The 25,833-nt window shown below is 61.3% G+C and carries 23 protein-coding genes; 18 read left to right on the forward strand and 5 right to left on the reverse strand.

The window, feature by feature from the left end; all coding sequences use genetic code 11:
* The 3 genes from HEP69_RS10700 (at position 1) to HEP69_RS10710 (ending at position 4,104) form a co-directional block, all read left to right on the forward strand.
* On the forward strand, positions 1-657 hold the full coding sequence (locus HEP69_RS10700) for a GntR family transcriptional regulator (protein WP_290558514.1): 657 nt from the start codon (positions 1-3) through the stop codon (positions 655-657).
* Positions 658-897: 240 nt separating this feature from the next.
* Positions 898-2,280, forward strand: a complete 1,383-nt coding sequence (locus HEP69_RS10705; RefSeq protein WP_290558515.1) for a 5'-nucleotidase C-terminal domain-containing protein — start codon at positions 898-900, stop codon at positions 2,278-2,280.
* Between the two features lie 180 nt (positions 2,281-2,460).
* The gene (locus HEP69_RS10710) at positions 2,461-4,104 is read left to right on the forward strand and encodes an NAD(P)/FAD-dependent oxidoreductase (RefSeq protein WP_290558516.1); all 1,644 of its coding nucleotides are present in this window, start codon (positions 2,461-2,463) and stop codon (positions 4,102-4,104) included.
* Between the two features lie 15 nt (positions 4,105-4,119).
* Here HEP69_RS10710 and HEP69_RS10715 read toward each other — a convergent pair whose 3' ends face one another.
* From HEP69_RS10715 to HEP69_RS10725, 3 genes are all read right to left on the reverse strand, one after another.
* The gene (locus HEP69_RS10715; protein WP_290558517.1) at positions 4,120-4,878 is read right to left on the reverse strand and encodes an AraC family transcriptional regulator; all 759 of its coding nucleotides are present in this window, start codon (positions 4,876-4,878) and stop codon (positions 4,120-4,122) included.
* Between the two features lie 164 nt (positions 4,879-5,042).
* Entirely contained in the window at positions 5,043-6,242 is a 1,200-nt protein-coding gene (locus HEP69_RS10720) for a serine hydrolase domain-containing protein (RefSeq protein WP_290558518.1), read from the reverse strand.
* A gap of 306 nt (positions 6,243-6,548) precedes the next feature.
* The gene (locus HEP69_RS10725; RefSeq protein ID WP_290558519.1) at positions 6,549-7,463 is read right to left on the reverse strand and encodes a LysR family transcriptional regulator; all 915 of its coding nucleotides are present in this window, start codon (positions 7,461-7,463) and stop codon (positions 6,549-6,551) included.
* Positions 7,464-7,901: 438 nt separating this feature from the next.
* Here HEP69_RS10725 and HEP69_RS10730 point away from each other — a divergent pair, with 438 nt between their 5' ends.
* Positions 7,902-8,537 (forward strand): OsmC family protein, encoded by a 636-nt coding sequence (locus tag HEP69_RS10730; protein ID WP_290558520.1) that lies wholly within the window; start codon positions 7,902-7,904, stop codon positions 8,535-8,537.
* A gap of 162 nt (positions 8,538-8,699) precedes the next feature.
* Here HEP69_RS10730 and HEP69_RS10735 read toward each other — a convergent pair whose 3' ends face one another.
* On the reverse strand, positions 8,700-9,590 hold the full coding sequence (locus tag HEP69_RS10735; RefSeq protein ID WP_290558521.1) for a MurR/RpiR family transcriptional regulator: 891 nt from the start codon (positions 9,588-9,590) through the stop codon (positions 8,700-8,702).
* A gap of 92 nt (positions 9,591-9,682) precedes the next feature.
* On the opposite strand from HEP69_RS10735, the gene HEP69_RS10740 reads away from it, so the two are divergent.
* The 10 genes from HEP69_RS10740 (at position 9,683) to HEP69_RS10785 (ending at position 22,326) form a co-directional block, all read left to right on the forward strand.
* Entirely contained in the window at positions 9,683-10,651 is a 969-nt protein-coding gene (locus HEP69_RS10740) for a TAXI family TRAP transporter solute-binding subunit (RefSeq protein ID WP_290558522.1), read from the forward strand.
* Between the two features lie 94 nt (positions 10,652-10,745).
* A complete protein-coding gene (locus HEP69_RS10745) occupies positions 10,746-13,382 on the forward strand; it encodes a TRAP transporter permease (RefSeq protein ID WP_290558523.1) in 2,637 nt (878 codons plus the stop codon).
* 11 nt (positions 13,383-13,393) lie between these two features.
* Positions 13,394-13,825 (forward strand): universal stress protein, encoded by a 432-nt coding sequence (locus HEP69_RS10750; RefSeq protein ID WP_290558524.1) that lies wholly within the window; start codon positions 13,394-13,396, stop codon positions 13,823-13,825.
* Positions 13,826-13,831: 6 nt separating this feature from the next.
* A complete protein-coding gene (locus HEP69_RS10755; RefSeq protein ID WP_290558525.1) occupies positions 13,832-15,154 on the forward strand; it encodes an aspartate aminotransferase family protein in 1,323 nt (440 codons plus the stop codon).
* A 383-nt stretch (positions 15,155-15,537) separates the two neighbouring features.
* Entirely contained in the window at positions 15,538-16,656 is a 1,119-nt protein-coding gene (gene dnaN / locus HEP69_RS10760) for a DNA polymerase III subunit beta (protein ID WP_290558526.1), read from the forward strand.
* A 60-nt stretch (positions 16,657-16,716) separates the two neighbouring features.
* A complete protein-coding gene (recF, locus tag HEP69_RS10765) occupies positions 16,717-17,823 on the forward strand; it encodes a DNA replication/repair protein RecF (protein ID WP_290558527.1) in 1,107 nt (368 codons plus the stop codon).
* Positions 17,820-18,254 (forward strand): VOC family protein, encoded by a 435-nt coding sequence (locus HEP69_RS10770; protein WP_290558528.1) that lies wholly within the window; start codon positions 17,820-17,822, stop codon positions 18,252-18,254. Before recF ends, HEP69_RS10770 begins: the two co-directional genes overlap by 4 nt.
* Positions 18,251-18,871: a LysE family translocator gene (locus HEP69_RS10775; protein ID WP_290558529.1), complete on the forward strand. Its 621-nt coding sequence runs from the start codon at positions 18,251-18,253 to the stop codon at positions 18,869-18,871. Before HEP69_RS10770 ends, HEP69_RS10775 begins: the two co-directional genes overlap by 4 nt.
* 78 nt (positions 18,872-18,949) lie before the next feature.
* The gene (gyrB, locus tag HEP69_RS10780) at positions 18,950-21,367 is read left to right on the forward strand and encodes a DNA topoisomerase (ATP-hydrolyzing) subunit B (protein WP_290558530.1); all 2,418 of its coding nucleotides are present in this window, start codon (positions 18,950-18,952) and stop codon (positions 21,365-21,367) included.
* 77 nt (positions 21,368-21,444) lie between these two features.
* A complete protein-coding gene (locus HEP69_RS10785; RefSeq protein WP_290558531.1) occupies positions 21,445-22,326 on the forward strand; it encodes a DMT family transporter in 882 nt (293 codons plus the stop codon).
* Positions 22,327-22,383: 57 nt separating this feature from the next.
* Here the strand turns inward: HEP69_RS10785 and HEP69_RS10790 are convergent, their stop codons facing one another.
* The gene (locus HEP69_RS10790; protein WP_290558532.1) at positions 22,384-23,019 is read right to left on the reverse strand and encodes a CoA pyrophosphatase; all 636 of its coding nucleotides are present in this window, start codon (positions 23,017-23,019) and stop codon (positions 22,384-22,386) included.
* Between the two features lie 109 nt (positions 23,020-23,128).
* Here HEP69_RS10790 and HEP69_RS10795 point away from each other — a divergent pair, with 109 nt between their 5' ends.
* From HEP69_RS10795 to HEP69_RS10810, 4 genes are read left to right on the forward strand one after another with little or no spacing between them, the layout of a single operon-like run.
* Positions 23,129-23,956, forward strand: coding sequence for an SDR family oxidoreductase (locus tag HEP69_RS10795; RefSeq protein WP_290558533.1), 828 nt, complete (start codon positions 23,129-23,131; stop codon positions 23,954-23,956).
* On the forward strand, positions 23,953-24,186 hold the full coding sequence (locus HEP69_RS10800; protein ID WP_290558534.1) for a hypothetical protein: 234 nt from the start codon (positions 23,953-23,955) through the stop codon (positions 24,184-24,186). The genes HEP69_RS10795 and HEP69_RS10800 overlap by 4 nt, the downstream gene beginning before the upstream one ends.
* On the forward strand, positions 24,162-24,533 hold the full coding sequence (locus tag HEP69_RS10805) for an SDR family NAD(P)-dependent oxidoreductase (RefSeq protein WP_290558535.1): 372 nt from the start codon (positions 24,162-24,164) through the stop codon (positions 24,531-24,533). The genes HEP69_RS10800 and HEP69_RS10805 overlap by 25 nt, the downstream gene beginning before the upstream one ends.
* Before the next feature lie 45 nt (positions 24,534-24,578).
* Positions 24,579-25,796: an MFS transporter gene (locus HEP69_RS10810; RefSeq protein ID WP_290558536.1), complete on the forward strand. Its 1,218-nt coding sequence runs from the start codon at positions 24,579-24,581 to the stop codon at positions 25,794-25,796.
* The last annotated feature ends 37 nt before the right edge of the window (positions 25,797-25,833 follow it).

Below are 25,833 nucleotides of genomic sequence, written 5' to 3' on the forward strand. Positions count from 1 at the left end.
ATGAACCTGTCGACCCCGTTGGCCCGGCCATCGCTTCATGAGGAGCTGGTGACCCGATTGCGGCAAGCCATCGTGGAGGGTTCACTGGAGCCCGGCGCAAAAGTGCCGGAGAGGGAACTGTGCGAAAACCTGGGTGTGTCGCGTACACCATTGCGCGAAGCGCTCAAGGTTCTGGCCAACGAAGGGCTTGTCATCCTGGAATCGAACCGGGGCGCACGCATCTCTAACGTGACGATGGAGGAGCTGGCAGCCGCGTTTCCGGTGATCGCCGTTCTGGAAGGTCTGGCCGGGGAGCTGGCCTGCGCTCTGGCTACGGATGAAGAGATCGCCCAGATCGTCACGCGTCATCACGACATGTTCCGATATTATGACGCGGGCGACAGACCCGCGTATTTTCAGGCCAATCACGATATCCACGCCGCCCTTATGGCCGCGGCGCGCAATCCCGTGCTGGCCCAGCATTACGCGATGCTGTCCTCGCGGGTCGAGCGGGCGCGCCTTCTGGCAAATGTCTCGGACAGCCGCTGGGCGGAGGCGGTCGAAGAGCATCGCGGCATCCTCGAAGCGGTCGAAACCCGCGATGGCTCGCGCCTGAGTACGCTCTTGAAAGAGCATCTGAACAACAAGCTTGCCGCGCTGAAAACCGCCCTGACCTGAGGCCGATGACGCCCCGTGACGCATCCCAAAGGCGGGTGATCTGCGTCCGAAGTATGGTTTTCTGAAGGCTTGGCGAAGGTCTCATTTTGTGCCGTCATCGGAAGGCCGTTCAGGACATGCGCCTTTTGCGGCGCGCAGGCCCGCCAGACCATTCCATGTCATAGCTGCGTCAATCTTGATCGGTAGGCCACAACAAGATCAGCTACATGGGGTTCCAAACCGTTGAAAGGGATCGCTCCAATGTCCAAGAAAGCCAGCTTTGTCGTGGATCGCCGTCTGGTGTTGGCAGGAGGGGCTGCGGCGTTGACCGCAGCCGCGCTGCCGTCGACGGTGGGAGCACAGGACGCCGCCGACGCTGTGTTGTTTACCCTGTCTGACCTGCACGCGCCTTATGTCCGCTTGCCTGCTGTGTTGGACACGATCCGTACAATGAAGGCGCAGGCAGGCCTTCCCAGCGCGGTGCTGTTGAACGGAGATATCTTTGAGCGGGGCAATGTCGTCTGCGAGCGCTCGGGCGGTGCAGTCGATTGGGCGTTTTTGTCCGCACTCGCCGCCGAGATGCCGGTCGTGGTCAATCTGGGCAATCACGAAACGGCCATTCTGGATGACATGGTGACGTTTGCGGCGCGGGCGGATCAGGCGGGTATCGGTGTGATCTCCAACCTGATTGACCGCCGGACGGGGCGGTTTTTCGCACCGATATCAGATCGGCTGGGCCTTGGTGGCATCGACATTTCCGTACTGGGGCTTGCTGCAACGAACCCGTTTGTCTACCGCCCCGCCGTTCGCGAAACGCTGACATTTCTGGACACGGCACAGTTCGTTGAAGACGCGTTTGAAGAAAGCTCTGCCGGAGCCGATCTCGCCTTGATCATGAGCCATGCGGGCGTTGCCCCTGACAAGACCTATATCGATGCTTTGCCTGCGGGGACGGTGATCCAAGGCGCGCATGATCACCTGAGCTTCGATCTGGTTCACAACGATGTTCGCTATTTTCACGGTGGCAGCTGGGGCGCGCAGATTGGCCTGCTGTCGCTGACCAAAGGGGCGGACGGCGTCCGGACGGATTACCGGACCCAAGCGGTGGCCCCGAGCGGCGGCGACGCGGCGCTCGCGGCGTTGATCGATGCCCAAAAGGCCCAGCATCTTACTGCGCAAGATACCGAAGTGATTGCGACACTGCCCTTGGCACTCGATCTGCATGCATCGATCCTGGTGGCGACCGAGGCGGTGCGCATCGCCACCCAAGCGGACCTGGCGATGATCGGCCATACGACATTTGGCGCGCCCTTGGCTGCGGGGCCTTTGACCCGTTACGATTTCGACGCCTTTGTCCGGTTTGGAGGACGGCTGCTGGTCACCGAAATCTCGGGCGCGGATCTGGCGCCAATCCTGGCCCGGTCCAATCAGTTCACGGCCCAGAATCTGGAGGGTCGCACCGGCGACTATGTCCATGTCGCGGCGGTCGATCTGGATAAATCCAGGACCTACAGGCTGGCGGTGAATGCCTGGACCGCGATCAACCAAGCCACGTATCTCGGAACGACGGGCTTGGCCTTTGAGCAGGTCGAGGGGCTGGAGCTCAAGGCCGTGATCTCCGAGCACCTCAAAGCGACGTTCTAAGGCCTGCGTCGCCAATCGTCGGCCAGGCCCAAGGGCGATTCTGTTCCCGATGCCGGTGACGCGGGACTGAAACGTCGGCCTCTCTCTGGATCGTTCAAGACGGGGCGGCAAGTCTTTCCCTAGCCTTGTTGTATCGCGCCAGGACCTGACGTCCTGCACGTACAATAAAGGGAGGAAACCATGCTAGATCAAAACACATCATCCCAGGCCGCGCCGTCAGACCAGGACGAGGTCACGCTTGACGCGCTGGTCATCGGAGCGGGCGTCGGAGGGCTCTATCAGCTCTATCAGCTGCGCGAGCAGGGCCTTTCGGTGGCCGCTGTCGAAGCCGCAAGCGATGTCGGGGGCACCTGGTTCTGGAACCGCTACCCCGGCGCGCGTTTCGATTCCGAAGGCTATATCTATCAGTATCTGTTCGATGAAGCGCTCTATAAGGACTGGTCATGGAGCGAACGGTTCCCCGGCCAGCCTGAAATCGAGCGCTGGATGCAGTATGTCACCGACCGGCTGGATCTGCGCAAGAACATTCGTTTCGGCACGACCGTCACGGCCGCCCATTTCGATGAGGCCACCGCACGCTGGAGGGTGACGACAGACACGGGCGTGACCTACAGCACCCAGTTTCTGGTGTCCTGCACGGGTGTTCTTTCGGTGCCTCTGGGCGGTCTCTATCCGGGCGAGGACACGTTTGAAGGTGACATCCTGCATACCTCGCGCTGGCCCGAAGGCGGCATTGACGTGACCGGCAAGCGCGTTGGCGTGATCGGCACCGGCGCCACAGGCGTTCAGGTCATCCAGACAATCGCACCGCAGGTGGCGGATTTGACGGTTTTCGTTCGGACCCCGCAATACATCATACCGATGAAAAACCCCAAATACGGCCCCTCCGATGTCGAGGCGTATAAGGACCGCTTTGACGAGCTGCGCAGCACACTCTTCAACACGTTCACCGGCTTCGAGTACGATTTCGAGGTCGCCTGGGCAGACCTGACGCCCGAGCAACGCCTGGAGCGTCTGGAGACGCTTTACGAGGACGGATCGCTCAAGATATGGTTGGCCGGTTTCGCCGAGATCCTGTCGCAGCAGGACGTGTCCGAAGAGGTTTCTGAGTTCGTGCGCGGCAAGATGCGCGAACGGCTGAAAGATCCCGAACTGATCGAGACGCTGGTGCCCACCGAATACGGCTTTGGCACCCGCCGGGTTCCTCTCGATACCGGTTATCTGGAGGCCTACCGGCGCGACAATGTCCATGCGGTCAACCTGCGCAAAACCGCGATCTCTCATATCGAAGCCAAGGGCATTCGCATGCAGGACGGCACGCTGCACGAGTTGGATGTGATCGTGATGGCGGTGGGGTTTGACGCCTCGACCGGGGCGCTGGCCCGGATCGATGTCCGAGGCAGGGACGGGCGCAGCCTGCGCGAAGACTGGGGGCGCGACATCCGCACAACGATGGGCCTTCAAAAGCACGGCTATCCCAATCTCTTTCTGACCGGCGCGCCGCTGGCGCCATCTGCGGCGCTGTGCAACCTGCCGACCTGCTTGCAGCAGCAGACGGAGTGGATATCCGACTGCATCCGGCATGTCCGGACAACAGGGCAGACCTCAATCGAACCGCTCGAAGCGACCGAAGACGCCTGGGTCGCCCATCACGACGAGATTGCCAACGCCACCCTGATCGCCAAGACCGACAGCTGGTGGGTCGGCTCCAATGTCGACGGCAAACCGCGCCGGGTGCTGGCCTATGCGGGCGGAGCCAATACATATAAGGACAAGTGCCGCGATGTCGCCGAGAGCGGGTATCTGGGCTTCCGGCTGACCTGAGCCGGAGGCGCGACATCAAGACAGAACATGCCGCCTGTATTTGCCAGGCGGCATGCCAAAGGTCCGATGAAAGATCCGGGTCAAATGGGCCTGGTCCGAGAACCCGCACATCGCTGCGATTTCACTCAGGGGCAGGCTCGTGCTGATCAACAGGCGTTTGGCTTGCTCGACCCGGCATGACAGGACGAAGGCATAAGGCGGTTGGCCAAAGGCGGTCTTGAACCGCCGTGCAAAGGCCCAGGGGGGCAGCCCCACCTGGGCCGCCATCTCTTCGAGGCTAATCTGAAACGCAAGATGCTCTTGGATGTATTCCAAGATGTGGCGCCGCATTGAGATGCTGAGGTCGCCATCGGGCCTTTTCCAAGGCGAGGAGACAGCCGCGTAACTGCGCAGCAGATGGATAATCAGGTCACGGGACAACGCTTCGGCATAGAGCGGTCCACCCAGACCACCGCAGGCCGCTTCGCGAGAGAACGCGACAACAATCTTCCTGATCACTGAATCCTTCGCGTGCAGCACATCGGGAAGATCGATGTTGTCGCCCTGCCCATCAAGGATTTCTTCGGCGACCCCTTCCATCAGTTCCTGGGAAAGGTAGATATGCGTGACATACGCGGTCTCGTCCCAATCCCAGATCGATTCCTGCTTGCGCGTCAAAAGCGACGTCGCGCCGCGTTCCAGGACGGCCTCTTTCCATCTGCCGTCCAAACTGCGCCGCATCGGCGACAGGTCGGCATCGTAGGAGACCAGCGTGTAATCGCGAAGTGCGGGCACTTCTGCACGTTGCTTTTGAAACTCAAAGGATCGCAACCCTACCCCACCCCAGTCGAGCCCATCGCTCGACCGGAGGGTTTTGCCCGCGACCCAACGGGTCAGGGATTGCCATCGAATAGGCGTGGCGTTGTGCCCCTCTCGGTGATCAAGTCCCATCGATCTGGTTAAGCGGCGGCCCGTGATTGCATATGAGAGTAGACGGCCGTTTCCCACTCAAGATAGCGCGTAAACGAGATCGCATCCGCGAAGGGCAGGATTTGCGTGGCCCAGAATCCACCGATACCGGATTCGCGGTCAATCCAGTAGAAACAATTGGCCAGCCCGGCCCAGGCAAGACCACCCGGCGGACGCCCCGTGGGTGCCGTTTCGGCATTGACCATAAAGCTCAGCGCCCAATCCTTTTGCTGGCCGGGAAAGAACTCCGCATCATTGGTCAGCGTCGGGTCTGTCGTTTTGAGGCCCACGACCTCCAGCCCCTCGCCAAGATGGCCAAGGCTGGCCATCTGGATGGTTTCGGGCCTCAGGACATCCCCGTTCTCCCCACGGCCATCGTTCAACCACATGCGGATGAACCGCAGATAATCCGGTACGGTGCCGTATAGCCCGTGCCCCCCCATATCGACCTCGGGCGCGTCCGGTAGCCCAAACCCGATCATCGGGCTCAGCGAACCGTCCTCGCCGCGCGCGTGGATCGTGGCAGAGCGCGCCTTCATCTCCTCGGTCCGGGAAAAGGTGGTCTGGGACATCCCGAGCGGCTCAAAGATCCGGTCTGCCATGACCGCGCCAAGCCGCTCGCCACGGATCGCCTCAACCACCTGACCGGCCCAGTCGAGTGAGGTTCCATACCACCACCGCGTGCCCGGATCAAAGAGCAACGGAGCCTTGAACGACGCCTTGGTACAGCTGATCGGCGTCACCTGACCATGTTCGGCTTCGAGCTTTTGATAGGTTTCATCCAGAAAGGCATACCCAAAACCCGCGGTGTGGGTCAGCAATTGCCGCATCGTGATCCGGCTTGCCGGGGCGCGCAGCCGTGGTTGGCCCGCACTGTCAAACCCCTCGATCACGGGAAGCTCGTCCAGTGCGGGCAGGTACGTGCCAGCAGGTGCGTCAAGATCAAGCAGCCCCTCTTCGACACATTGAAGAACGGCGGTCGCGGTGATCGCCTTTGTGGTCGAAAAATTGGCAAAGACAGTGTCTTCGGACATCTTGCCGTCGCCAAGCTCCCGGTCGCCCGCGCTGCCGGAATAGACCGTCCCCTCACGGTCCGTCACCATCGCCACAACACCCGGGACACGCTCCTCACCAGACACCGACGCACGCAAAATCGCGTCGAGCTGAGCGTGCATTCTATCCATTGCCATCTTCATTCTCCTCCACTGACCGCACCATCATGCGTCGAGTTATGATGAAGAGCCGCCATCCTGTCGTCTTGAACGATTCCGACGCTCCGTCGCCACCCAACCTGCGCCGGATCGTCGAACCCACGCCGGGACGAGCCGATGACGTAGATCGGCTCGTCCCGGCGGATCGAGCGGCCTGTCGCGCCGCCATCGTCTGGGGTCAGCGCGCCTGTCGCTGCGCCAAGCGATCCAGCGGCAGCTGCTCTGATCAGTATAGGGCAAAACGGTCCGCTCGGCGCGCGCAAAACTCGCCCGTTGCCATCCCCGCTAGTCCGCAGACCCAAGGCCCTGGGCATATTCGCTGAGATAATCAATGAAGATCCGCACCGCGGGCACGCTGGACCGCCGCGGCGGGAAGACTGCAAAAATCTCGATCAGCCCCATATCATAGCCGGGCAATACAGGTACCGCGCCGCCGCGTTTTACCTGCTCATCGCCGAAGAGGGCTGGGAGCATGGTGATACCCGCGCCCGACTGAACGAGCCCCAGGGCGACAGTCGGATCGCCCGCATAGACGACCGGGTCCGCCTCAAGTCTCAGCACTTCGTGATTTGGACCCGTGAGATGCCAGTTGATCGGCGCGCCGGGCACATCGATGCAGATGCGTGGCATACCCCGCACGGCGTCTATGTCTGTCATGACGTTGGAGCGCGCGAAAGACACCCCGCAATAAAGCTTCATCGGGGTCTTCGCGATGCGGCGGGCGATCATATAGGGCGCATCAGGGCGGCCAAGTCTTAGAACAAGGTCCAAATCTTCGGCCAAAGGATCGGGGCCTGATGCGGTCACCTGGATATGTGTTGTAACGTTTGGATGGTTTTGCGCCATTCGGGCGATCACGGGGCCCAAGAGATACTGACCGCTCAGCGCGCTTGCGGCAATGCGCAAAAGACCCTTTGGCTCTTCGGTAACGGCGCGTAAGACCTCGTTGGCGGTGCTGCCCGCTTCTGTCGCCTGGCGCGCCGCATCCACAAGGATTTCTCCCGCGGCAGTCAGTTTCAGGCCACTGCTGACACGGTCGAACAAGGGACCGCCCGCGCGATCTTCCAGCCGGGCAAGCGCACGCGACAGCGTGGCCTTGGACAGGCCGAACCGGCGGGCCGCGGCACTCACACCACCTGCCTCCGAGATCAGAAAGAACGCGCGCAGATCGTCCAATCCTATTGCCGTACGCATAGGCATGATGCCCTCCCCGGTCGCATTCTAGGGTTGAGAGGAGCGTCAGATGCATCTGAACGCCCCACCCTTCAGATCTAGAGGCACGCGCGGTGCATTACCATTCCGTTCTTGAAACGCCTGGTTCCATTTTCCGGACTTTTTGGAACAACTCCCTCGCCCACATTGTCAGACAGAGAGTGTTGGAGGGACCATGTTTCGTTCATTCGATAACGTCGCTGGGTTTGTTTGCGTCGCGCTCAGAATGTTCGCGGCCGCAAGATGTGGCACCTGCACCCACCGCACCCCGATTGGTCGCATTATCCCGACGCATCGCGTCCCGCCGACCCTCTGGACGGGCAAGGCGTTGTCTCCGGCTCATCTATCCGATTGCGCTGGAACTGTGTTGAAGGCGCATGGCCAGCCCCCACTGCAAACCACCACCCCAAAGAAAGGACGATTTCAATGAAGGACATCTCTTGGGAAATGAACCCCCAGACCATCGTGCGCAAGGTTCAACAAACCCCCGCACAAGTATCCCTGCCTGACCCCTCACTGGAAAAGGTCAAACAAGGCGAGCGCATGCGCTTTGACGCGCATGTGAATGTCGAAACGATGCCCGAGGGGATGCATCTGAAAAAGGTCACACTTTTCTCCAATGTCCCGAACGGGGGCACGTGGGAGCTGATCTCGGATGAAGGAACGGCCGTGGGCGGACGTGGCACCGCGCCATCGCCCCTGATGTATTTCGCCGCCGGTCTTGGCCTTTGCCTGATGAGCCATGTCGAAATGCTGGCGAAAGACCAGGGGTTCCGGATCACAAGCGCCCGTCTGGAACAGCGCAGCACCTGGAGCACGACGATGGATCTCGGCGAGATCTCTCCGTCAGATTGCTATGGCAAGGGAGAGCATATGCAACTCAACCTGTTGATCGAGAGCCCCGAACCGCGTGCGCGGATGACGGAATTCATCCGCTATTGCCGTCAGGCCTGCATGGCGCTTCAGACGGTTGCTGCGGCGACACCGGTGGGCACCGGGCTCTATCTGAATGGCGTGCCTGTTGGCGATATTGGTGGGTTCGGGCCCTACAAAGGATCCTGAGCCCTCCCCCCTGTGGTGCCACCGACAGACCACCGCATCTGCAACGGATCTGGCGCCCTGGATGGAACGGAAGGAGGAGCCGTTCCATCCGTCAAGCCTCTGGCTGCGCGGCCGATTAAAGCCTGCACCGGATCTGTCTCAGAGCACCAACCGCTTGACCTGTCACCTTGGCGTGGTCCGCAGATACGCCCCATGCGCCAGCAACCTGTCCTCGAAGTCGGCGATGCGCGCAGGTGCATCGGGATCGGTCAGGATCATCGCGTTGACGATTGCCTCGACCAGGGCAAATCCCGCCGTAAGGCTGGGCAAGGTTTGCGGACCTTCCATCGGAAGGGAGAACACGATCTCGGCGTTTTGGGCAATCGGAGAGGTATACCCGTCCGTAATCGCGACGATTTTCAGGTTGCGGCTGCGTGCCACATCATGCGCCCGCAACAGCTCAGGCGAGTAGAGCGAGAAAGTGATCAGGATGGCCACGTCACCGTCAGACGCCTCGCTGAGGACATCCAGGATGCTTCCGGCCTCCACCACTGGACGGCCAAAACTGGGAAATGCCATACGGCCGGTGTAAGAAAAGTAATGTGCCAGGGAAAAACTGCTGCGCACACCGATGCAATGGATGCGATCCGCCTTGGCAAGCAGGGTCGCGGTCTTGCGGATGAGGACGGCGTTTTCATTTGAAAAGATCGATTCGAGGTTCCGGGACGCGCTCGACCTGATGCTGTCGATCAGATCTTCGTTCTGGCCATGAACAAGCTTCGCGGCGCGCTCTCCATAGGATGCATTCGACGTGACCAAAGCCAGTTGAAAGGCCCGGCGGCAGGCATCAAACCCCGGGAAACCCAAGGCAAGCGCCAGCCGGTACACCGTGTTGACGTTGACACCCGCCCGCTCAGCCAGAGCGCGAACCGAGAAAAAAGCAATATCCTCAGGGTGTTCCAACGCCCAGCGTGCAAAGCGCGAGATTGTCGGCGGCGCATCCCGGACCAAACCGGCCAACGCGTGCCGCAACGCGTCAATGGTTTGGTCAGCTGTTTCAGTACGAGACGACATGATGAAACGTTTGTTTCAAATCCTTGACAAAATCCAGCAATATGTTTGACGTCCCCTATCCGAATTGGTTCGGGTCAAAAGGGAGTGTCATCATGAACAAGTACTTCGCTGGCGCGCTTGTCGCGACCACAATGGCGTTTGGTGCAGCCGCGGCTTCTGCGCAACAAACCTTCATCGCAATCGGCACCGGTGGCGTGACGGGCGTCTACTATCCAACCGGCGGTGCGATCTGCCGCCTGGTGAACCGCGACCGTGCGGACCATGGCATCCGCTGTGGCGTGGAATCGACAGGTGGGTCGGTGTTCAACATCAACGCCATTCGGGGCGGAGAGCTGGAATTCGGCGTCGCGCAGTCGGATTGGCAGTATCATGCATTCAACGGGTCGTCCCGGTTTGAAGAGCAGGGACCGATGGAGAACCTCCGCGCCGTCTTTTCCGTGCATCCCGAACCTTTCACCGTCGTGGCGCGCGCCGATGCGGGCATCTCGAACTTCGAGGATCTCAAGGGCAAGCGCGTGAATGTTGGCAACCCCGGCTCCGGCCAGCGCGGCACGATGGAAGTGCTGATGGCGGAAATGGGCTGGACCATGGATGATTTCGCCGTCGCCTCCGAGCTTCAGGCGGCCGAGCAGTCCCAGGCGCTGTGCGACAACAACATCGACGCGATGATCTATACCGTCGGTCACCCGTCCGGCTCTATTCAGGAGGCCACCACCGCATGTGACTCAGTGCTGGTCAACGTGGCCAATGACGCCGTGACATCGCTTGTGGACGAGAACTCGTTCTATCGCACCGCAACCATTCCCGGTGGTATGTATCGCGGCAATGACGGCGATGTGGTGACCTTCGGCGTGGGCGCCACGTTCGTGACTTCGGCCGATGTGCCCGAAGAGGTGGTCTATGTCGTGGTGAAGGCCGTCTTCGACAACATCGACCAATTCCGCAGCCTGCACCCGGCCTTCGCGAACCTGGACGCGGCCCAAATGGCCAATGACGGCCTGTCGGCCCCTCTGCACCCCGGTGCCGAGCGGTATTTCCGCGAAGCGGGTCTGATCGACTGATCGGCTTAGAACCGATAGCGATCCGATAGAACATATCCGGGTGCGGTGGACATCGCGCCCGGAACAGTCTGAAAGGCACATGGGGGACGGTGTGATGGCGGACGACGACAAACGCGAAGGGCGTCAGTTTACCGACGAGGAACTTCAGGATCTGGTGGCCAGCACCGATAGCGGTGCGCGCGATCCGTCGAAGCGGTCGCTTGCGCTTTTGATCTCGGGGCTGGCGCTTGGCTGGTCGCTGTTCCAGCTCTGGATCGCGCAGCCGCAACTGTGGTTTGCGCAATACCTGCCAGTGATGAATTCGTCCGAGACGCGGCCCATTCACCTGACCTTTGCCATCGTTCTGGCCTTCCTGGCCTATCCAGCATTCAAGAACTCTCCGCGGGATCGTATTCCGCTGACCGATTGGGCGCTGATGCTGGTCGGTGGTTTCTGCGCGTTCTACATCTTCCTGTTCTCCGACACGCTGGCGCTGACGGCACGTTCCGGCCTTCCGACCCAGACACAGGTGATCATCGGCGCGGTCGGTCTTGCGATCCTCCTCGAGGCGAGCCGTCGCGCCCTGGGACCGGCGCTGACCATCGTCGGCTCAATCTTTCTGCTTTATGCCTATATGGGCACGGGCTGGCTGATCCCCGATCTGATCGAGCACGAGGGGCTCTCCTTTACTGCGCTCATCAATGCGCAATGGCTCGATACCGGGGGCGTTTTCGGCATCCCGCTGGGGGTGTCGACGGCGTTCGTGTTCCTTTTTGTCCTGTTCGGCTCGCTTCTGGATAAGGCAGGTGCGGGCAATTACTTTATCAAGCTCGCCTTTGCCGGACTGGGCCATCTGCGGGGCGGTCCGGCCAAGGCGGCTGTGGTTGGTTCGGCCATGACAGGTCTGATCTCGGGCTCATCTATCGCGAATGTTGTCACCACCGGCACCTTCACTATCCCGCTGATGAAGCGGGTGGGCTTTACCCGCGAACAGGCGGGATCGGTCGAGGTCGCCAGTTCCGTCAATGGCCAGATCATGCCGCCGGTGATGGGGGCCGCGGCGTTCCTGATGGTCGAGTTCATCGGAATTTCCTATGTCGAGGTGATCAAGCACGCCTTTATCCCGGCGGTGATCTCCTACATCGCGTTGATCTACATCGTGCATCTTGAGGCGCTCAAGAAAGACATGCCCGCTTTGGGTGAAGCCAAGAGCTTTACCGGGATGTTTCTGAAGTTCCTGATCGGCTTCATTGTGGCTGGTATCGGATTTACCGTGCTGATCTATGGCGTAGCCGGTCTGCGCGCGGCGGTGCCCAGCCTGACCGGACCGATCATGATGGCGCTGCTGGCGGCAGTCTATGTCTGGCTGGTGGCCATCGCGGCCCGCAAGCCCGACCTGGAAGTGGACGATCCCAACGCCAAAGAAATCAAGCTGCCGCAGGTCAAGGATATCTATGCAACTGGCCTACATTACATTCTGCCTATCGTGGTCTTGGTCTGGTTTCTGATGGTGGAACGTCAAAGCCCCGCCCGTTCGGCGTTTTTCGCCACCGCCTTGATGATCGGGATCATCATGACGCAACGCCCGCTCAAGGCGTTCTTCCGCGGACAGGCGGCACAGATGATGGACGAGTTTAAAGGCGGCTTCGATGATCTGATCGCAGGTTTGATTGCAGGGGCGCGCAACATGATCGGTATCGGCGTTGCAACGGCGGCGGCGGGCATCATCGTCGCCACAGTAACCCGCACCCCGATCGGCACTGAACTGGCGGGCCTCGTTGAAATGCTGTCTGGCGGCTACCTGTTTGTCATGCTGGTTCTGATCGGTCTCTTTTCGCTGATCCTGGGAATGGGGCTGCCGACGACCGCCAACTATATCGTGGTGTCCTCGCTGATGGCGTCGGTCGTGGTGTCGCTTGGTGCTCAGGAAGGGTTGATCGTTCCGTTGATCGCGGCGCATCTCTTTGTGTTCTACTTCGGGATCATGGCGGATGTGACGCCACCGGTGGGTCTGGCAAGTTTCGCAGCCGCGGCCGTCTCGGGCGGCGACCCGATCAAGACCGGGTTCACCGCGTTCTTTTATAGCCTCAGAACCGTGGCGCTGCCCTTCCTTTTCATCTTTAACCCGACGCTGATCCTCTATGGGGTGGATCTGGGGACATGGGCAGGGATCGGACAAGCGGTCTTTGTGTTCATTGTGGCGACATTTGCAATGTTGCTGTTCGCGGCCGCCACGCAGGGCTATTTCCTGGCACGTTCGCGCATCTATGAAAGCGCGGCGCTGCTGTTGGTGGCCTTTACCCTTTTTGTGCCGAATGTCTGGCTGAACATGGTGCAGGACCCGTTCAAGACGGTGCCGCCGACCCAGTTTGAACAGGCGCTCGGGGACGTGTCGGAGGGCGAGCAATTGCGCCTGCTGATCCGTGGACCCGACTTCAACACCGGCGAGGTGGCCGAGACGACGCTGGTTGTCTACGCCGAAGGCGCCAGCGCCGCGGATCGGTTGGGCAATACCGGGCTGTTGCTGTTGCCCGAAGGCGATGTCGTGAGGCTTGATGAGCCCATGTTCGGGTCCGAGACCGCCGAGGCGCTGATTGACTTTGACTTTTACGCGGACAATCCCGTGACGCTGGCCGCAGTCCAGATGGCCCAGGAGCGTTTGCCGGAACAGATCTTCTATCTCCCGGCACTGCTGCTTTTGGGGCTTGTGATCGTCCTTCAGCGCCGTCGTCAGACCAAACCCGCCTTTTGAGGAGAGCAGCCATGTTCAAGACCATCCTCCTGCCGATTGATTTGGGCACCAAGGACAGCTGGTCCAAAGCGCTTCCCGCCGCGCTTCGGTTGGCCCAGCCTGAAGGCATCGTGTTGCATGTGGTCACGGTCGTCCCCGATTTCGGGATGTCCGTTGTCGGCAGTTTCTTTGACAAGGAATTCGAGAAACAAGCGCTGCACCGTGTCGGCGAAGAGCTCAGCGCCTGGGTCAACGCCAACATCCCAGATGGTGTGGAGGTGCATCCCCATGTCACCCATGGCCGCGTCTACGAAGAGATCATGCGCGCCGCGGATAAGCTGAATGTCGATGCGATTGTGATCGGGTCGCACACGCCGGAACTCACCGACTATCTGCTTGGCCCCAACGCGGCCCGCGTGGTGCGGCATGCCAAACAATCCGTTTTCGTGGTCCGAGGAGACTGAACCGGGATGAGCCGTCTTTTGGGGCGTGGGATGGCAACACGCGCCACCGCAGTGCGCGGTGAGGGCTGTTACATCTACGATGCCGAGGGGCGGGCCTATCTGGATGGATCAGGCGGGGCCGCCGTGTCCTGTCTTGGGCATTCCGATCCCGATGTGAGGGCGGCGGTTCATGACCAGCTTGATCAACTGGCCTTTGCCCATACCGGGTTCTTCACATCGGACGCGGCAGAGGGGCTAGCCGATCTGCTTGTGGCGCATGCGCCCAATGGGATTGAAAAGGTCTATCTTCTGTCGGGCGGTTCCGAAGCGGTTGAGGCCGCACTCAAACTGGCGCGACAGTATTACCTTGAGGTCGGGGAACCGCAGCGCCACCGCGTGATTGCCCGGCGCCAAAGCTATCATGGCAACACGCTTGGCGCGCTTGCGGCGGGCGGAAATGCGTGGCGGCGTGAGAAATACGCGCCGCTCTTGGTCGAGACGACGCATATCGCCCCATGCTTTGAGTACCATGAGCGTGCGGAGGGCGAGGCCTCGTGGGCCTATGGTCAGCGCGCCGCCAATGAACTGGAAGACAAGCTTCACAGATTGGGCCCCGGCACGGTGATGGCCTTTATCGCCGAACCGGTTGTCGGTGCGACGGCCGGGGCGGTTCCTGCGGTCGAAGGGTATTTCAAGCGTATTCGCGAGATTTGCGACCGGCATGGGATCCTGCTGATCCTTGACGAGGTGATGTGCGGTATGGGGCGCACGGGGCATCTGTTCGCCTGCGAACACGACGGCATCGCGCCCGACATCGTGACCATCGCAAAGGGCCTTGGTGCGGGCTACGCCCCGATCGGAGCGATGCTGTGCTCAGGCAAGATCTATCAGGCGATTGCCGATGGATCGGGAAGCTTTCAGCATGGGCACACGTATCACGGGCATCCGCTGGCCGCGGCGGCGGGCCGGGCCGTCGTCGATGCGATCCTGTCGCGCGGCCTGATCGAACGGGTGCGGCATCAGGGCGACACGCTGAACGCAGCGTTGGGCGCAGCGTTTGGGCAGCATCCTCATGTGGGTGATATACGCGGGCGCGGGTTGTTTCGCGCCATCGAACTGGTCGAGGATCGCAAAAGCAAACGCCCCTTCGATCCGGCCAGAAAGCTGAATGCAAAGATCAAGGAGGCCGCGCTCACCAATGGTCTGATCTGTTATCCCGCCGGCGGGACAATAGATGGCAAGACAGGTGATCACGTGCTTTTGGCTCCGCCGTTCATTATCTCGGACGATGAGATTGGCGAGCTGGTCGAGAAGCTGAACACAAGCCTGCGGCAAGCGCTGGCGTCCTGAGCCGGTTGTCCTCGCGGCCCCTGCCCTCGCGACTGTTGCTGGTTGTTGGGTCTTACCTGAAGGCAACGGATACAAGGCCGGAAATGCTGATCCGCTATCTGGGCCTGATCGATCAACTCGAACACCCCGCCGATTGCGCGGTTTGCGCCTTTGGCGCGGCGGCGCCACGCGGGCGATGTCATTGGCGATCGCCCTCCGCCAAAGCTGTGATCGGCGCGCCACGCCAGCGGACATTGCATAAGTGCTCGGGCTCATCTGGAGCGCGCAACACTTGACCATCCCGCCGTTCCGGCGGACAACCTCACACAACGAGACAAAAACGCTTGTGCGGCGGCGGTAAAACAGTACCTTGCCTGTCCCGGCGTATGACATGGGGATGGTCTATGAAACTCAGCATTGAACGCGGCGCGCTTCTCAAGGCGGTGTCCCAGGCACAATCGGTGGTCGAACGCCGCAATACGATCCCGATCCTTGCCAATGTGCTGATCGAGGCCGAGGGCGATACGGTTCAGTTCCGCGCAACCGATCTGGATATCGAGGTTGTCGACAAAGCACCTGCTCAGGTTGAACGTGCGGGCGCGACGACGGTGGCTGCCACAACCTTGCACGAAATCGTGCGCAAGCTGCCCGACGGGGCGCTTGTGACATTGACCGCTGATACCGCGGCTGGCCGGTTGACGGTAGATGCGGGCCGCTCGAATTTCTCATTGGCGACGCTACCGAAAGAGGATTTTCCGGTCATGGCGTCCTCGGAATATCAATCGAATTTCTCTGCCCCCGCGCCAATGCTTCGACGTTTGTTCGACAAATCGAAATTCGCGATATCCACGGAAGAGACGCGGTATTACCTCAATGGTGTCTACATGCATGTTTCGGATGCCGAGGGTGGCAAAGTGTTGCGCTGCGTGGCGACCGACGGGCACCGTCTGGCCCGGATAGACGCCGATCTGCCCGAGGGCGCCGCGGATATGCCTGGCGTGATTGTGCCGCGCAAGACGGTAGGTGAAATGCGCAAACTGCTCGACGATGACGAGATGAAGATCGCGGTGTCGGTGTCGGAAACCAAGGTGCGTTTTGCGACACCCGAGATCACCCTGACCTCCAAGGTAATCGACGGCACCTTCCCTGATTACACGCGCGTTATCCCGCAGAACAACACCCGCCGCCTGGAAGTGGATGCCGCCGAATTCGCGCAGGCCGTGGACCGGGTGGCCACCGTGAGCTCGGAACGTTCGCGCGCGGTCAAGCTGCAACTGGGCGAGGACCGGCTGATCCTGTCGGTGAACGCCCCCGACAGCGGGGCCGCCGAGGAAGAATTGGCGGTGGCCTATGGCGACGAGGCGCTCGATATCGGGTTCAACGCGAAATACCTTCTGGAGATCGCAAGCCAGGTTGACCGGGAAAACGCGGTCTTCATGTTCAACTCGGCCGGCGATCCCACCCTGATGCGCGAAGGCAATGATACAAGTGCGGTCTATGTCGTCATGCCAATGCGCGTGTAACGCCTGTCGGAGCCTCCGGCGGGGAATATTTGAGGGCCAGAAGAAGCAGAGGGTGGCGCTGTGTTGGCATTGACCGCGCTAACCCTGTCGCATTTTCGATCTCACAAGCTGGCGCGCCTTGTCGTGGACGGGAGGCCCGTGGCGATCCATGGGCCAAATGGCGCGGGCAAGACCAATGTTCTGGAAGCGGTGTCGCTGCTTTCGCCCGGGCGGGGCCTGCGCCGGGCCAGCGCGGAAGAGATGGCCCGCAAACCCGAGGCGCTTGGGTGGAAGCTGCGGGGTGAAGTGACGTCGCTGGGCCATGCGCATGAGGTGGAGACCTGGTCCGAAGCGGGCGCGGCCCGGCAGGTGCGCATCGACGGCAAGGCGGCCTCTCAGCTGGCGCTGGGCCGGATCATGCGCATCTTGTGGCTGATCCCGGCGATGGACCGGCTCTGGATCGAAGGGGCAGAGGGGCGTCGGCGGTTTCTGGATCGGATGACGCTGAGCTTTTTTCCGGATCATGCGGATGCCACGCTGAGCTATGAAAAGGCGATGCGGGAGCGGAACCGTCTGTTGAAGGACCAGATGCGGGATGCCCATTGGTATGCCGCATTGGAGCGGCAAATGGCACAAGCGGGCCATCGCATTCACATCGCGCGCTGTGCGGCGCTGGAGCAACTGGCCCAGGCGCAGGCGAGTGCACAAACCGCCTTTCCCACCGCTGATCTTGAGCTGATCCAAAGCGACGGAGAAATGCCCGCAAGCCAGGAGGAGTTGCGCGGCGCGCTGGCCGAAACGCGGTTGCGCGACATTGCGGCGGGGCGCACCCTTGTGGGGCCGCATCGCACGGATCTTTTTGGCGTTTACGCCGCCAAGGGTGTGCCCGCACGCGAGTGTTCGACCGGAGAACAGAAGGCGTTGCTGGTCTCGCTGATCCTGGCAAATGGCCGGGCCTTGGCGGCACAGCTGGGTGCGCCGCCCATTCTGCTTTTGGATGAGGTCGCGGCCCATCTGGACGCGGATCGCCGCGCGGCCCTTTATGATGAGATTTGCGCGCTGGGCGCGCAGGCCTGGATGAGCGGCACGGGTCCTGAACTCTTTGCCGAGTTGGGGGATCGGGCCCAATATATCCATGTCACCGAGCATGATGGGACATCCTCGGTTCAGATGGAGGATGGCTCATGACGCCGCAACGCATTACCCTTGTCACCCTTGGTGTTGCGGATCTGGACAGGTCCTGCGCATTCTATGGCGCCCTGGGCTGGACGCCCGCCATACGGACCGAGACGGTGGTATTTTATCAGTTGCAGGGCCAGGTTCTTGGCCTGTTCGGTCGCAAGGCGCTGGCGGAGGATCAACGGCGCCCAGAGGCGGAGCTGGGAACCGGGGCGATCACTCTTGCCCAGAACTATGCCACGCCCTCGCAGGTCGATGCTGCGTTCGATGCCGCGGTTGCGGCTGGGGCGACATCCCTCAAACGCCCAGAGGATGCATTCTGGGGCGGGTATTCCGGCTATTATGCAGATCCCGACGGGCATGTCTGGGAGGTCGCGATGAACCCGCTCTGGACATTGACCGAAGATGGCGGCCTGACTTTACCGGCTGACCCCTCGTGACCCTCTCGCTCTGGGACATGGTGCTGTACTCGGGAGCGCTGCTGATCCTGTTCCTGACGCCCGGTCCGGTCTGGCTGGCGCTCATCGCGCGGTCGGTCTCGGGCGGGTTCAATGCCGCTTGGCCGCTGGCGCTGGGCGTGTCGGTGGGCGATGTGGTCTGGCCGGTCCTCGCCATCCTTGGCGTGGCCTGGATCGTGCAGGAGGTCGATGCGGCCCTGGCGATCCTGCGCTGGGTTGCCTGTGCTGTGTTCGTCATCATGGGCGCGCTCTTGATCCGTAATGCCGATGCGGCGATCAGCAATGACAGCCGCCTGACGCGCCCGGGCATGTGGGCCGGATTTGCCGCCGGGATGGTGGCGATCCTGGGCAATCCCAAGGCGATCCTGTTTTACATGGGTGTGCTGCCGGGGTTCTTTGACCTCTCGAAGGTGACCACTGTCGATATCGCGTTGATCGTCGGTTTGTCGGTGATCGTGCCGCTGATCGGCAACCTGACATTTGCGTCTTTTGTCGGTCGGGCACGGCAGCTTGTGCGCTCGCCCCATGCGCTGAGACGCATCAATCTGGGGGCCGGGTGGGCGCTGATAGTTGTTGGTCTGATCATCCCGGTCACATGACACAAAATCTGGGGGGAACGCGTGACATCCCCCCCCAGAAATCGTATAAAACAGGCAAAAGAATAAAGGATTTCGCGGATGTCAGACGCGGCACAGGCACCAGAAGAGTACGGCGCCGATTCGATCAAGGTTCTCAAGGGCTTGGAGGCGGTCAGGAAACGTCCCGGCATGTATATCGGGGACACCGATGACGGCTCGGGCCTGCACCACATGGTCTATGAGGTCGTCGACAACGGCATTGACGAAGCGCTGGCCGGTCACGCCGATCATGTGCTGGTGAAAATCCATGCCGATTCCAGCGTCTCGGTCAGCGATAATGGCCGCGGCATTCCCGTGGGCATCCACGAGGAAGAGGGGGTGTCCGCGGCCGAAGTGATCATGACCCAGCTTCATGCGGGCGGCAAGTTCGACAGCAACTCCTACAAGGTCTCAGGCGGGCTGCACGGGGTGGGCGTGTCGGTGGTCAACGCGCTCAGCGTCTGGCTGGAACTGCGGATCTGGCGCGATGGCAAAGAGCATGTCGCCCGGTTCGAGCATGGCGAGACCGTCAAGCATCTGGAGGTCGTGGGCGAAGCCGTTGGCCGCACCGGCACAGAGGTACGCTTTCTTGCCTCTACCGACACGTTCTCGGATCTCAACTATGATTTCGGCACGCTGGAGCGGCGCCTGCGCGAGCTTGCCTTCCTCAATTCCGGGGTGCGCATCATTCTGGAGGATGAACGGCCCGCTGAACAGCTCAAGACCGAGCTGTTCTATGAAGGCGGGGTCAGGGAATTCGTCAAATACCTCGACCGGCACAAATCCAGCGTCATGCCCGAGCCGATTTTCGTGACCGGCGAGCGCGACGATATCGGGATCGAGGCCGGGCTTTGGTGGAATGACAGCTATCACGAGAATGTCCTGCCTTTTACCAATAATATCCCTCAGCGGGACGGCGGCACCCACCTGGCGGGCTTTCGCGGTGCGCTGACCCGGACGATCCAGAAATACGCCCAGGACAGTGGTATCGCCAAGAAGGAAAAGGTGAACTTCACCGGCGACGATGCACGCGAAGGGCTGACCTGCGTGCTGTCGGTCAAAGTGCCTGATCCGAAATTCAGCTCGCAGACCAAGGACAAGCTGGTCAGTTCCGAGGTGCGGCCTGCGGTTGAGGGGCTGCTCGGCGAAAAGCTGAGCGAATGGTTTGAGGAGAACCCGACCGAGGCCCGCCAGATCGTCGGCAAGATCATCGAGGCCGCTCTGGCGCGGGAGGCGGCGCGCAAGGCACGTGAGCTGACCCGGCGCAAAACGGCGCTGGATGTAAACTTCCTCGCAGGCAAGCTGAAAGATTGCGCCGAAAAGGACCCGGCCAAGTCCGAAGTCTTCCTGGTGGAGGGCGACAGTGCCGGAGGCTCCGCTCAGACCGGCCGGGACCGGCGCACCCAGGCGATCCTGCCTTTGCGTGGCAAGATCCTGAATGTGGAGCGCGCCCGGTTCGACCGCATGCTGGGCAGCCAGGAGATCGGCAACCTGGTGATGGCGCTGGGCACCGGCATTGGCCGCGATGAGTTCGATATCTCCAAGCTGCGCTACCACAAGATCGTCATCATGACGGACGCGGATGTGGACGGTGCGCATATCCGGACGTTGCTATTGACCTTTTTCTACCGCCAGATGCCCGAATTGATCGAAGGGGGCTATCTCTATATCGCGCAGCCGCCGCTCTACAAAGTGGCGCGCGGCAAGTCCGAGGTCTATCTCAAGGATCAGGCGGCGCTGGACGATTACCTGATTGGCCAAGGCGTCGATGGTGCGGTGCTGCGTTTGGGGTCGGGGGAAGAGATCCTGGGGCAGGATCTGGTGCGGGTGGTGGACGAGGCCCGCCAGCTCAAGCGTGTGCTTGATGCGTTTCCCACCCATTACCCGCGTCACATCCTCGAACAGACGGCGATTGCGGGGGGGTTCGTCCCCGGCGCCGTGGATGCCGATCTGCAAGGCGTGGCCGATCAGGTCTCGGCCCGGCTCGATCTGATCGCCGAGGAATATGAACGGGGCTGGCAAGGCCGGATCACCCAGGACAAAGGCATCCGTCTGAGCCGCATCCTGCGCGGCGTGGAGGAGTTGCGCACCCTGGATGGACCCATGTTGCGGTCGGGCGAGGCGCGCCGCACGGGCAGTTTCACGCAAAGCCTGCAGGAGATCTATCGCACGGCCGCCACGCTGAACCGCAAGGATCGGAGCCAGGTGATCTATGGTCCGCTTGGCCTCTTGCAGGCGATCCTGGATGAAGGCGAAAAGGGGCTGTCGCTCCAGCGCTATAAGGGGCTGGGAGAGATGAACCCGGACCAGCTGTGGGAGACCACGCTCGACCCGGATGCGCGCACGCTTTTGCAGGTGCGGGTGGAAGACATGGCCGAAGCCGATGATCTTTTCACCAAGCTGATGGGCGATGTGGTCGAGCCGCGACGAGAGTTCATCCAGAAAAATGCGCTGAGTGTCGAAAACCTCGATTTTTGATCCGCCGCAAGCTGGGGGCTCTGCCCCCGGCTTCGCCTCCCCCGGGAATATTTAAAGCCAGAAGAAGCAGGGGTGCCATGACGGGTGGTGGATCTGATCGGCGGTCCAATCTGATCGGCAGCCTGTGGATGGTCTGCGCGATGGCAGGTTTTGCGGTCGAGGACACGTTTATCAAGGCAGCCTCGGTACATCTGCCGGTGGGGCAGGTTCTGATCCTCTTTGGTCTGGGCGGCATGGCGGTGTTCGCTGTGCTGGCCTGGTGGCAAAAAGGACCGCTTCTGAGCCGCGATGCGCTGTCGCGTCCGATGCGCGTCCGCGTGTTCTTTGAGCTGATCGGACGGCTTTTCTATACCCTTGCGTTGGCGCTGACACCGCTATCGTCGGCCACCGCGATCTTGCAGGCGACACCCATCGTGGTCGTTCTGGGGGCTGTGGTGGTTTTTGGCGAGCGGGTTGGGTGGCGGCGATGGCTGGCGATCGGTTTGGGGTTGATCGGCGTGCTGATCATCCTGCGTCCAGGGACGGAGGGGTTTTCGGCGCTCTCGCTCCTGGCTGTCGCTGGAATGCTTGGATTTGCCGGGCGCGATCTGGCCAGCCGGGCCGCTCCTGTTTCGGTGAGCACCGCGGTTCTGGGCTTTTGGGGGTTTGCGACGATCTTCGCGGCGGGGGTGTTTTTCTCGCTTTGGGATCGGCAGGCATTTGCCTGGCTGGATACCGCGACCTCTCTGTACATGGCGGGCGCAGTCGTCATGGGCGCTTTGGCCTATGCCTCGCTTATGCGCGCGATGCGGACAGGTGAGGTGTCCTTTGTCACACCTTTCAGGTACACGCGGCTGCTGTTCGGCGTGGGGCTGGGTGTTTTGCTGTTTGGCGAGAGGCTGGATCCGGTGATGATCCTAGGCTGCGCCATAGTCGTGGTCTCGGGCCTATTCATCCTATGGCGGGGCAAACGGGTGTAGTGCGGCCTGACCTCTTGGCCCCGGTCAGCGCAGGCTGACTAGAGCCGATGTGCCGCCCTACTTCCAGGCAAAGGCGGGCTGTTCGAAATGTGCGGCGCGAGTGATCTCTCCCCGGATGGCCAACTGGCGAAATTGATAAAGGATCGCCGCTGTCGGCGCATAGATATGATGGCCCAAGCTCGGGAAATACGCTGACAGCACCGGATGATCGCCGACATCATTCTCGGTCAGCCGGGGGATGTCGGGGCTGCTCAGCTCGGAAAAGGTCAAATGATGGACCGAGGCAACTTCGCCAGGGTCCGGGCGCATATGCGACAGATCATCGACCCACATTACCAAGGGGGCGATGCGAAAGCCTGAGCGGGTTGGGAAATCGTCCAATGCGCCCAGTACATCTTTCTCGGCCACGCGCAGCCCCAGCTCTTCGTCCAACTCGCGAAGGGCGGCCTGCACATCGGTTTCCCCGGCATCCAGCCGCCCGCCGGGCAGGGCGTATTGCCCACCATGGCGGTTCAGCATCTCGGGGCGCATCGTCACGAGAACGCTGGCCTCTGTGCTCTGAGCGCATGGTGCGATCACAACCGCCACGGCGGCCTTGCGCAGATCCTCCCGATTGGTGGTCTGCCGGTCAAACCCGGAGAGCTGTGACGCGATATGCGTTCGCAACTGAGGTGAAAATCGGAGTTCTGTCATCCATCCTGTGTCCGGGCCGGAATAGCCCTCTGTGACAGTGCATCGCAAACTTCGGCTGTCGGGGCCACCCAATTCCGCTATCTAGTGGGAAACAGGGAGGATCAGAGCCATGACCATCACACTTGATTTCAGTGACAAAACCGTTGTCGTGATTGGCGGCACCAGCGGTATCAACCGGGGCATCGCGGAGCGTTTTGCGCGGGCGGGGGCCCGCGTTGCCGTTGCCAGCAGATCGCAGGACAAGGTCGATGACACCGTCGCGGCCCTGACCGCCGCAGGCGCGGAAAAGGCGATGGGTCTGGCCTTTGATGTGCGCGATCCCGAAGCGGTTGCCGCAGGGTTGGCCGCGATTCAGGCGGCATTTGGGGCGTTCGATGTCCTGATCTCAGGGGCTGCCGGGAACTTTCCGGCCCTGGCAGCGGATATGTCGGTGAATGCCTTCAAGACCGTGATCGACATCGACCTGATGGGAACGATCCATGTGATGAAGGCCGCCTACCCATTCCTGCGCCGACCCGGCGCCAGTGTCATCAACATCTCCGCTCCGCAGGCCTTTTTGCCCTATGAAGGGCAGGCCCATGTCTGCGCTGCAAAGGCAGGTGTGGATATGATTACCCGAACATTGTCGCTGGAATGGTCGCCCGAAGGCATCCGCATCAACTCGGTTGTTCCAGGCTATATCGCCGATACCGAAGGGGCGCGGCGCCTGGCACCCACTGAAAAGGCCTTGGAGATGGTGCGGCGCAATATCCCTCAGGGCCGGTTGGGCAATACTCAGGATGTTGCCAATGCCTGCCTTTTTCTGGGCTCTGAACTGGCGAGTTACGTGTCAGGGCAGGTGATCTCGGTCGACGGCGCGCTGTATCAGCGGGGATCGGGGCAGTTGGGCCAGATGATCGGCCAGATGCTGCGCAATCCACCGAGGACCGATACATGAGCACGGCATTGATCGTCGGGGCCGGCATTGGGCTGTCGGCCTCTGTCGCGCGCAAACTGGCAGCGCGGGGCCATGATCTGGTGCTGGCGACGCGCGATACCTCGGATCTGGGCGATTTGACGGATGAGACAGGCGCGGTTCTGGTTAATTGCGATGCGCGCGCCCGTCAGGATATGGAGCCCAAGGCGTCGAGGCCGCCCTTCTGGTGTCCGCCTATGGCGCGTTCCTGATGGCCCAGCATGCGGCGCAGCGGATGCTGCCCGTGGGGGCAGGCGCGATGCTCTTTACCGGTGCATCGGCGGGGGTGAAGGGATTTACGAAGTCCTCGGTTTTTGCGATGGGCAAGTTCGCGCTGCGTGGCCTGTGCCAGTCATTGGCGGGCGAGTTGCATCCGCAGGGCATTCATATCGGGCATTTCGTGATCGACGGCGGTATCGCCAGCACGCCAATGGAAAATGCGCAAAGTGCCCGTCTGGATCCCGATGCGATTGCCGATAGCTACATACATTTTCTGGATCAGCATCGCTCTGCATGGGCCTGGGAGATCGAATTGCGCCCATGGGTCGAAAGCTTCTGAATCTGGCGCTATGCACCGGCGCCGATCCGGCCTAGCGTCGCGCTCATGGGTCATGCCATTCACGATAGCGGATATTCCTGGGTCCGGTTGCTGATCACGCTGGCCATCGGCATGGTGGCCAATGTCGGGATGTGGGCGATTATCGTGATCATGCCAGCGGTCGAGGCTGAGTTCGGCGCGACACGGGCAGCCGCCTCCATGCCATACACGCTGACCATGATCGGCTTTGGGCTGGGCAATGTTGTGCTTGGGAGGCTGGTGGATCGATTTGGCGTCACGCGCGCCTTGAACGGAGCCGCCATTGTCATCGCGGCGGGGTTTGTCCTGTCGACCTACGCGCCGTCCATGCTGACACTGTCGCTGACCCATCTCTTGCTGGGCCTTGGCACTGCGGTCGGGTTTGGCCCGCTTATTGCCGATATCTCTCATTGGTTTCTCAGGCGGCGCGGTATCGCTGTGGCGCTGGTGGCCAGCGGCAACTACCTATCGGGTGCGATCTGGCCCACCGTGCTGGCCGATATGTTGGCCGATAGCGGCTGGCGTCAGGTCTATCTGGCGCTGGCTGTGATCTGCGTCGTGGTGATTGTGCCATTGTCGTTCTTGCTGCGCCGTCGGGTGCCGGAGGCCGCGCATGGCCTGGCCGAGGCGGCCTCGGCCCTGCGCGCCCGGACCGTGGGGCTGAGCCCGCGGACACTGCAATATCTGCTGGGTCTGGCGGGCATTGGCTGTTGCGTGGCAATGGCGATGCCGCAGGTGCATATCGTGGCCTATTGCGTTGGTCTGGGATATGGGCCCGCCGTGGGGGCCGAGATGCTCTCGCTCATGCTTCTGGGTGGCGTGGTCAGCCGGGTGATCTCCGGGCTTGTGGCGGATAAGCTGGGCGGGGTGATGACATTGCTTGTGGGCTCTGTTCTGCAATGCATTGCGCTTTTTCTGTTCCTGCCTTGGGATGGGTTGGTGCCGCTCTACGTGATCAGCCTGTTGTTCGGGCTGGCGCAAGGCGGGATCGTGCCCTCCTATGCGCTGGTGGTACGCGAATACATGCCCGCGAAAGAGGCCGGTCAGCGCGTCGGGTTTGTGATGATGATGACCATCCTCGGCATGGCACTTGGCGGCTGGATGTCGGGCTGGATCTATGATGTTACCGGCAGTTATCAGATGGCGTTCATCAACGGTATCGCCTGGAACGGGCTGAATATCGCGATCATGATCTGGCTTTTGATGCGCGGGCAACCAAGGGATGTCAGATCGGTGGCGGCGTAGGGCGGGACTTGTCCCGCCGGCACCAGGGGAGGCGGGA

The organism is Aestuariivita sp. (assembly GCF_021404545.1).
Classification (GTDB): Bacteria; Pseudomonadota; Alphaproteobacteria; order Rhodobacterales; family Rhodobacteraceae; genus Aestuariivita.

Excerpts from the sequence above, each read along its gene's own strand:
- HEP69_RS10785 (WP_290558531.1), top strand. The coding sequence starts at position 21,445 with ATGACGGGTGGTGGATCTGATCGGCGGTCCAATCTGATCGGCAGCCTG.
- HEP69_RS10740 (WP_290558522.1), top strand. The coding sequence starts at position 9,683 with ATGAACAAGTACTTCGCTGGCGCGCTTGTCGCGACCACAATGGCGTTT.
- HEP69_RS10800 (WP_290558534.1), top strand. The coding sequence starts at position 23,953 with ATGAGCACGGCATTGATCGTCGGGGCCGGCATTGGGCTGTCGGCCTCT.
- HEP69_RS10700 (WP_290558514.1), top strand. The coding sequence starts at position 1 with ATGAACCTGTCGACCCCGTTGGCCCGGCCATCGCTTCATGAGGAGCTG.
- HEP69_RS10795 (WP_290558533.1), top strand. The coding sequence starts at position 23,129 with ATGACCATCACACTTGATTTCAGTGACAAAACCGTTGTCGTGATTGGC.
- HEP69_RS10790 (WP_290558532.1), bottom strand. The coding sequence starts at position 23,019 with ATGACAGAACTCCGATTTTCACCTCAGTTGCGAACGCATATCGCGTCA.
- dnaN (WP_290558526.1), top strand. The coding sequence starts at position 15,538 with ATGAAACTCAGCATTGAACGCGGCGCGCTTCTCAAGGCGGTGTCCCAG.
- gyrB (WP_290558530.1), top strand. The coding sequence starts at position 18,950 with ATGTCAGACGCGGCACAGGCACCAGAAGAGTACGGCGCCGATTCGATC.
- HEP69_RS10725 (WP_290558519.1), bottom strand. The coding sequence starts at position 7,463 with ATGCCTATGCGTACGGCAATAGGATTGGACGATCTGCGCGCGTTCTTT.
- HEP69_RS10810 (WP_290558536.1), top strand. The coding sequence starts at position 24,579 with ATGGGTCATGCCATTCACGATAGCGGATATTCCTGGGTCCGGTTGCTG.
- HEP69_RS10730 (WP_290558520.1), top strand. The coding sequence starts at position 7,902 with ATGAAGGACATCTCTTGGGAAATGAACCCCCAGACCATCGTGCGCAAG.
- HEP69_RS10745 (WP_290558523.1), top strand. The coding sequence starts at position 10,746 with ATGGCGGACGACGACAAACGCGAAGGGCGTCAGTTTACCGACGAGGAA.
- HEP69_RS10705 (WP_290558515.1), top strand. The coding sequence starts at position 898 with ATGTCCAAGAAAGCCAGCTTTGTCGTGGATCGCCGTCTGGTGTTGGCA.
- HEP69_RS10720 (WP_290558518.1), bottom strand. The coding sequence starts at position 6,242 with ATGGCAATGGATAGAATGCACGCTCAGCTCGACGCGATTTTGCGTGCG.
- HEP69_RS10735 (WP_290558521.1), bottom strand. The coding sequence starts at position 9,590 with ATGTCGTCTCGTACTGAAACAGCTGACCAAACCATTGACGCGTTGCGG.
- HEP69_RS10750 (WP_290558524.1), top strand. The coding sequence starts at position 13,394 with ATGTTCAAGACCATCCTCCTGCCGATTGATTTGGGCACCAAGGACAGC.
- HEP69_RS10755 (WP_290558525.1), top strand. The coding sequence starts at position 13,832 with ATGAGCCGTCTTTTGGGGCGTGGGATGGCAACACGCGCCACCGCAGTG.
- HEP69_RS10710 (WP_290558516.1), top strand. The coding sequence starts at position 2,461 with ATGCTAGATCAAAACACATCATCCCAGGCCGCGCCGTCAGACCAGGAC.
- HEP69_RS10770 (WP_290558528.1), top strand. The coding sequence starts at position 17,820 with ATGACGCCGCAACGCATTACCCTTGTCACCCTTGGTGTTGCGGATCTG.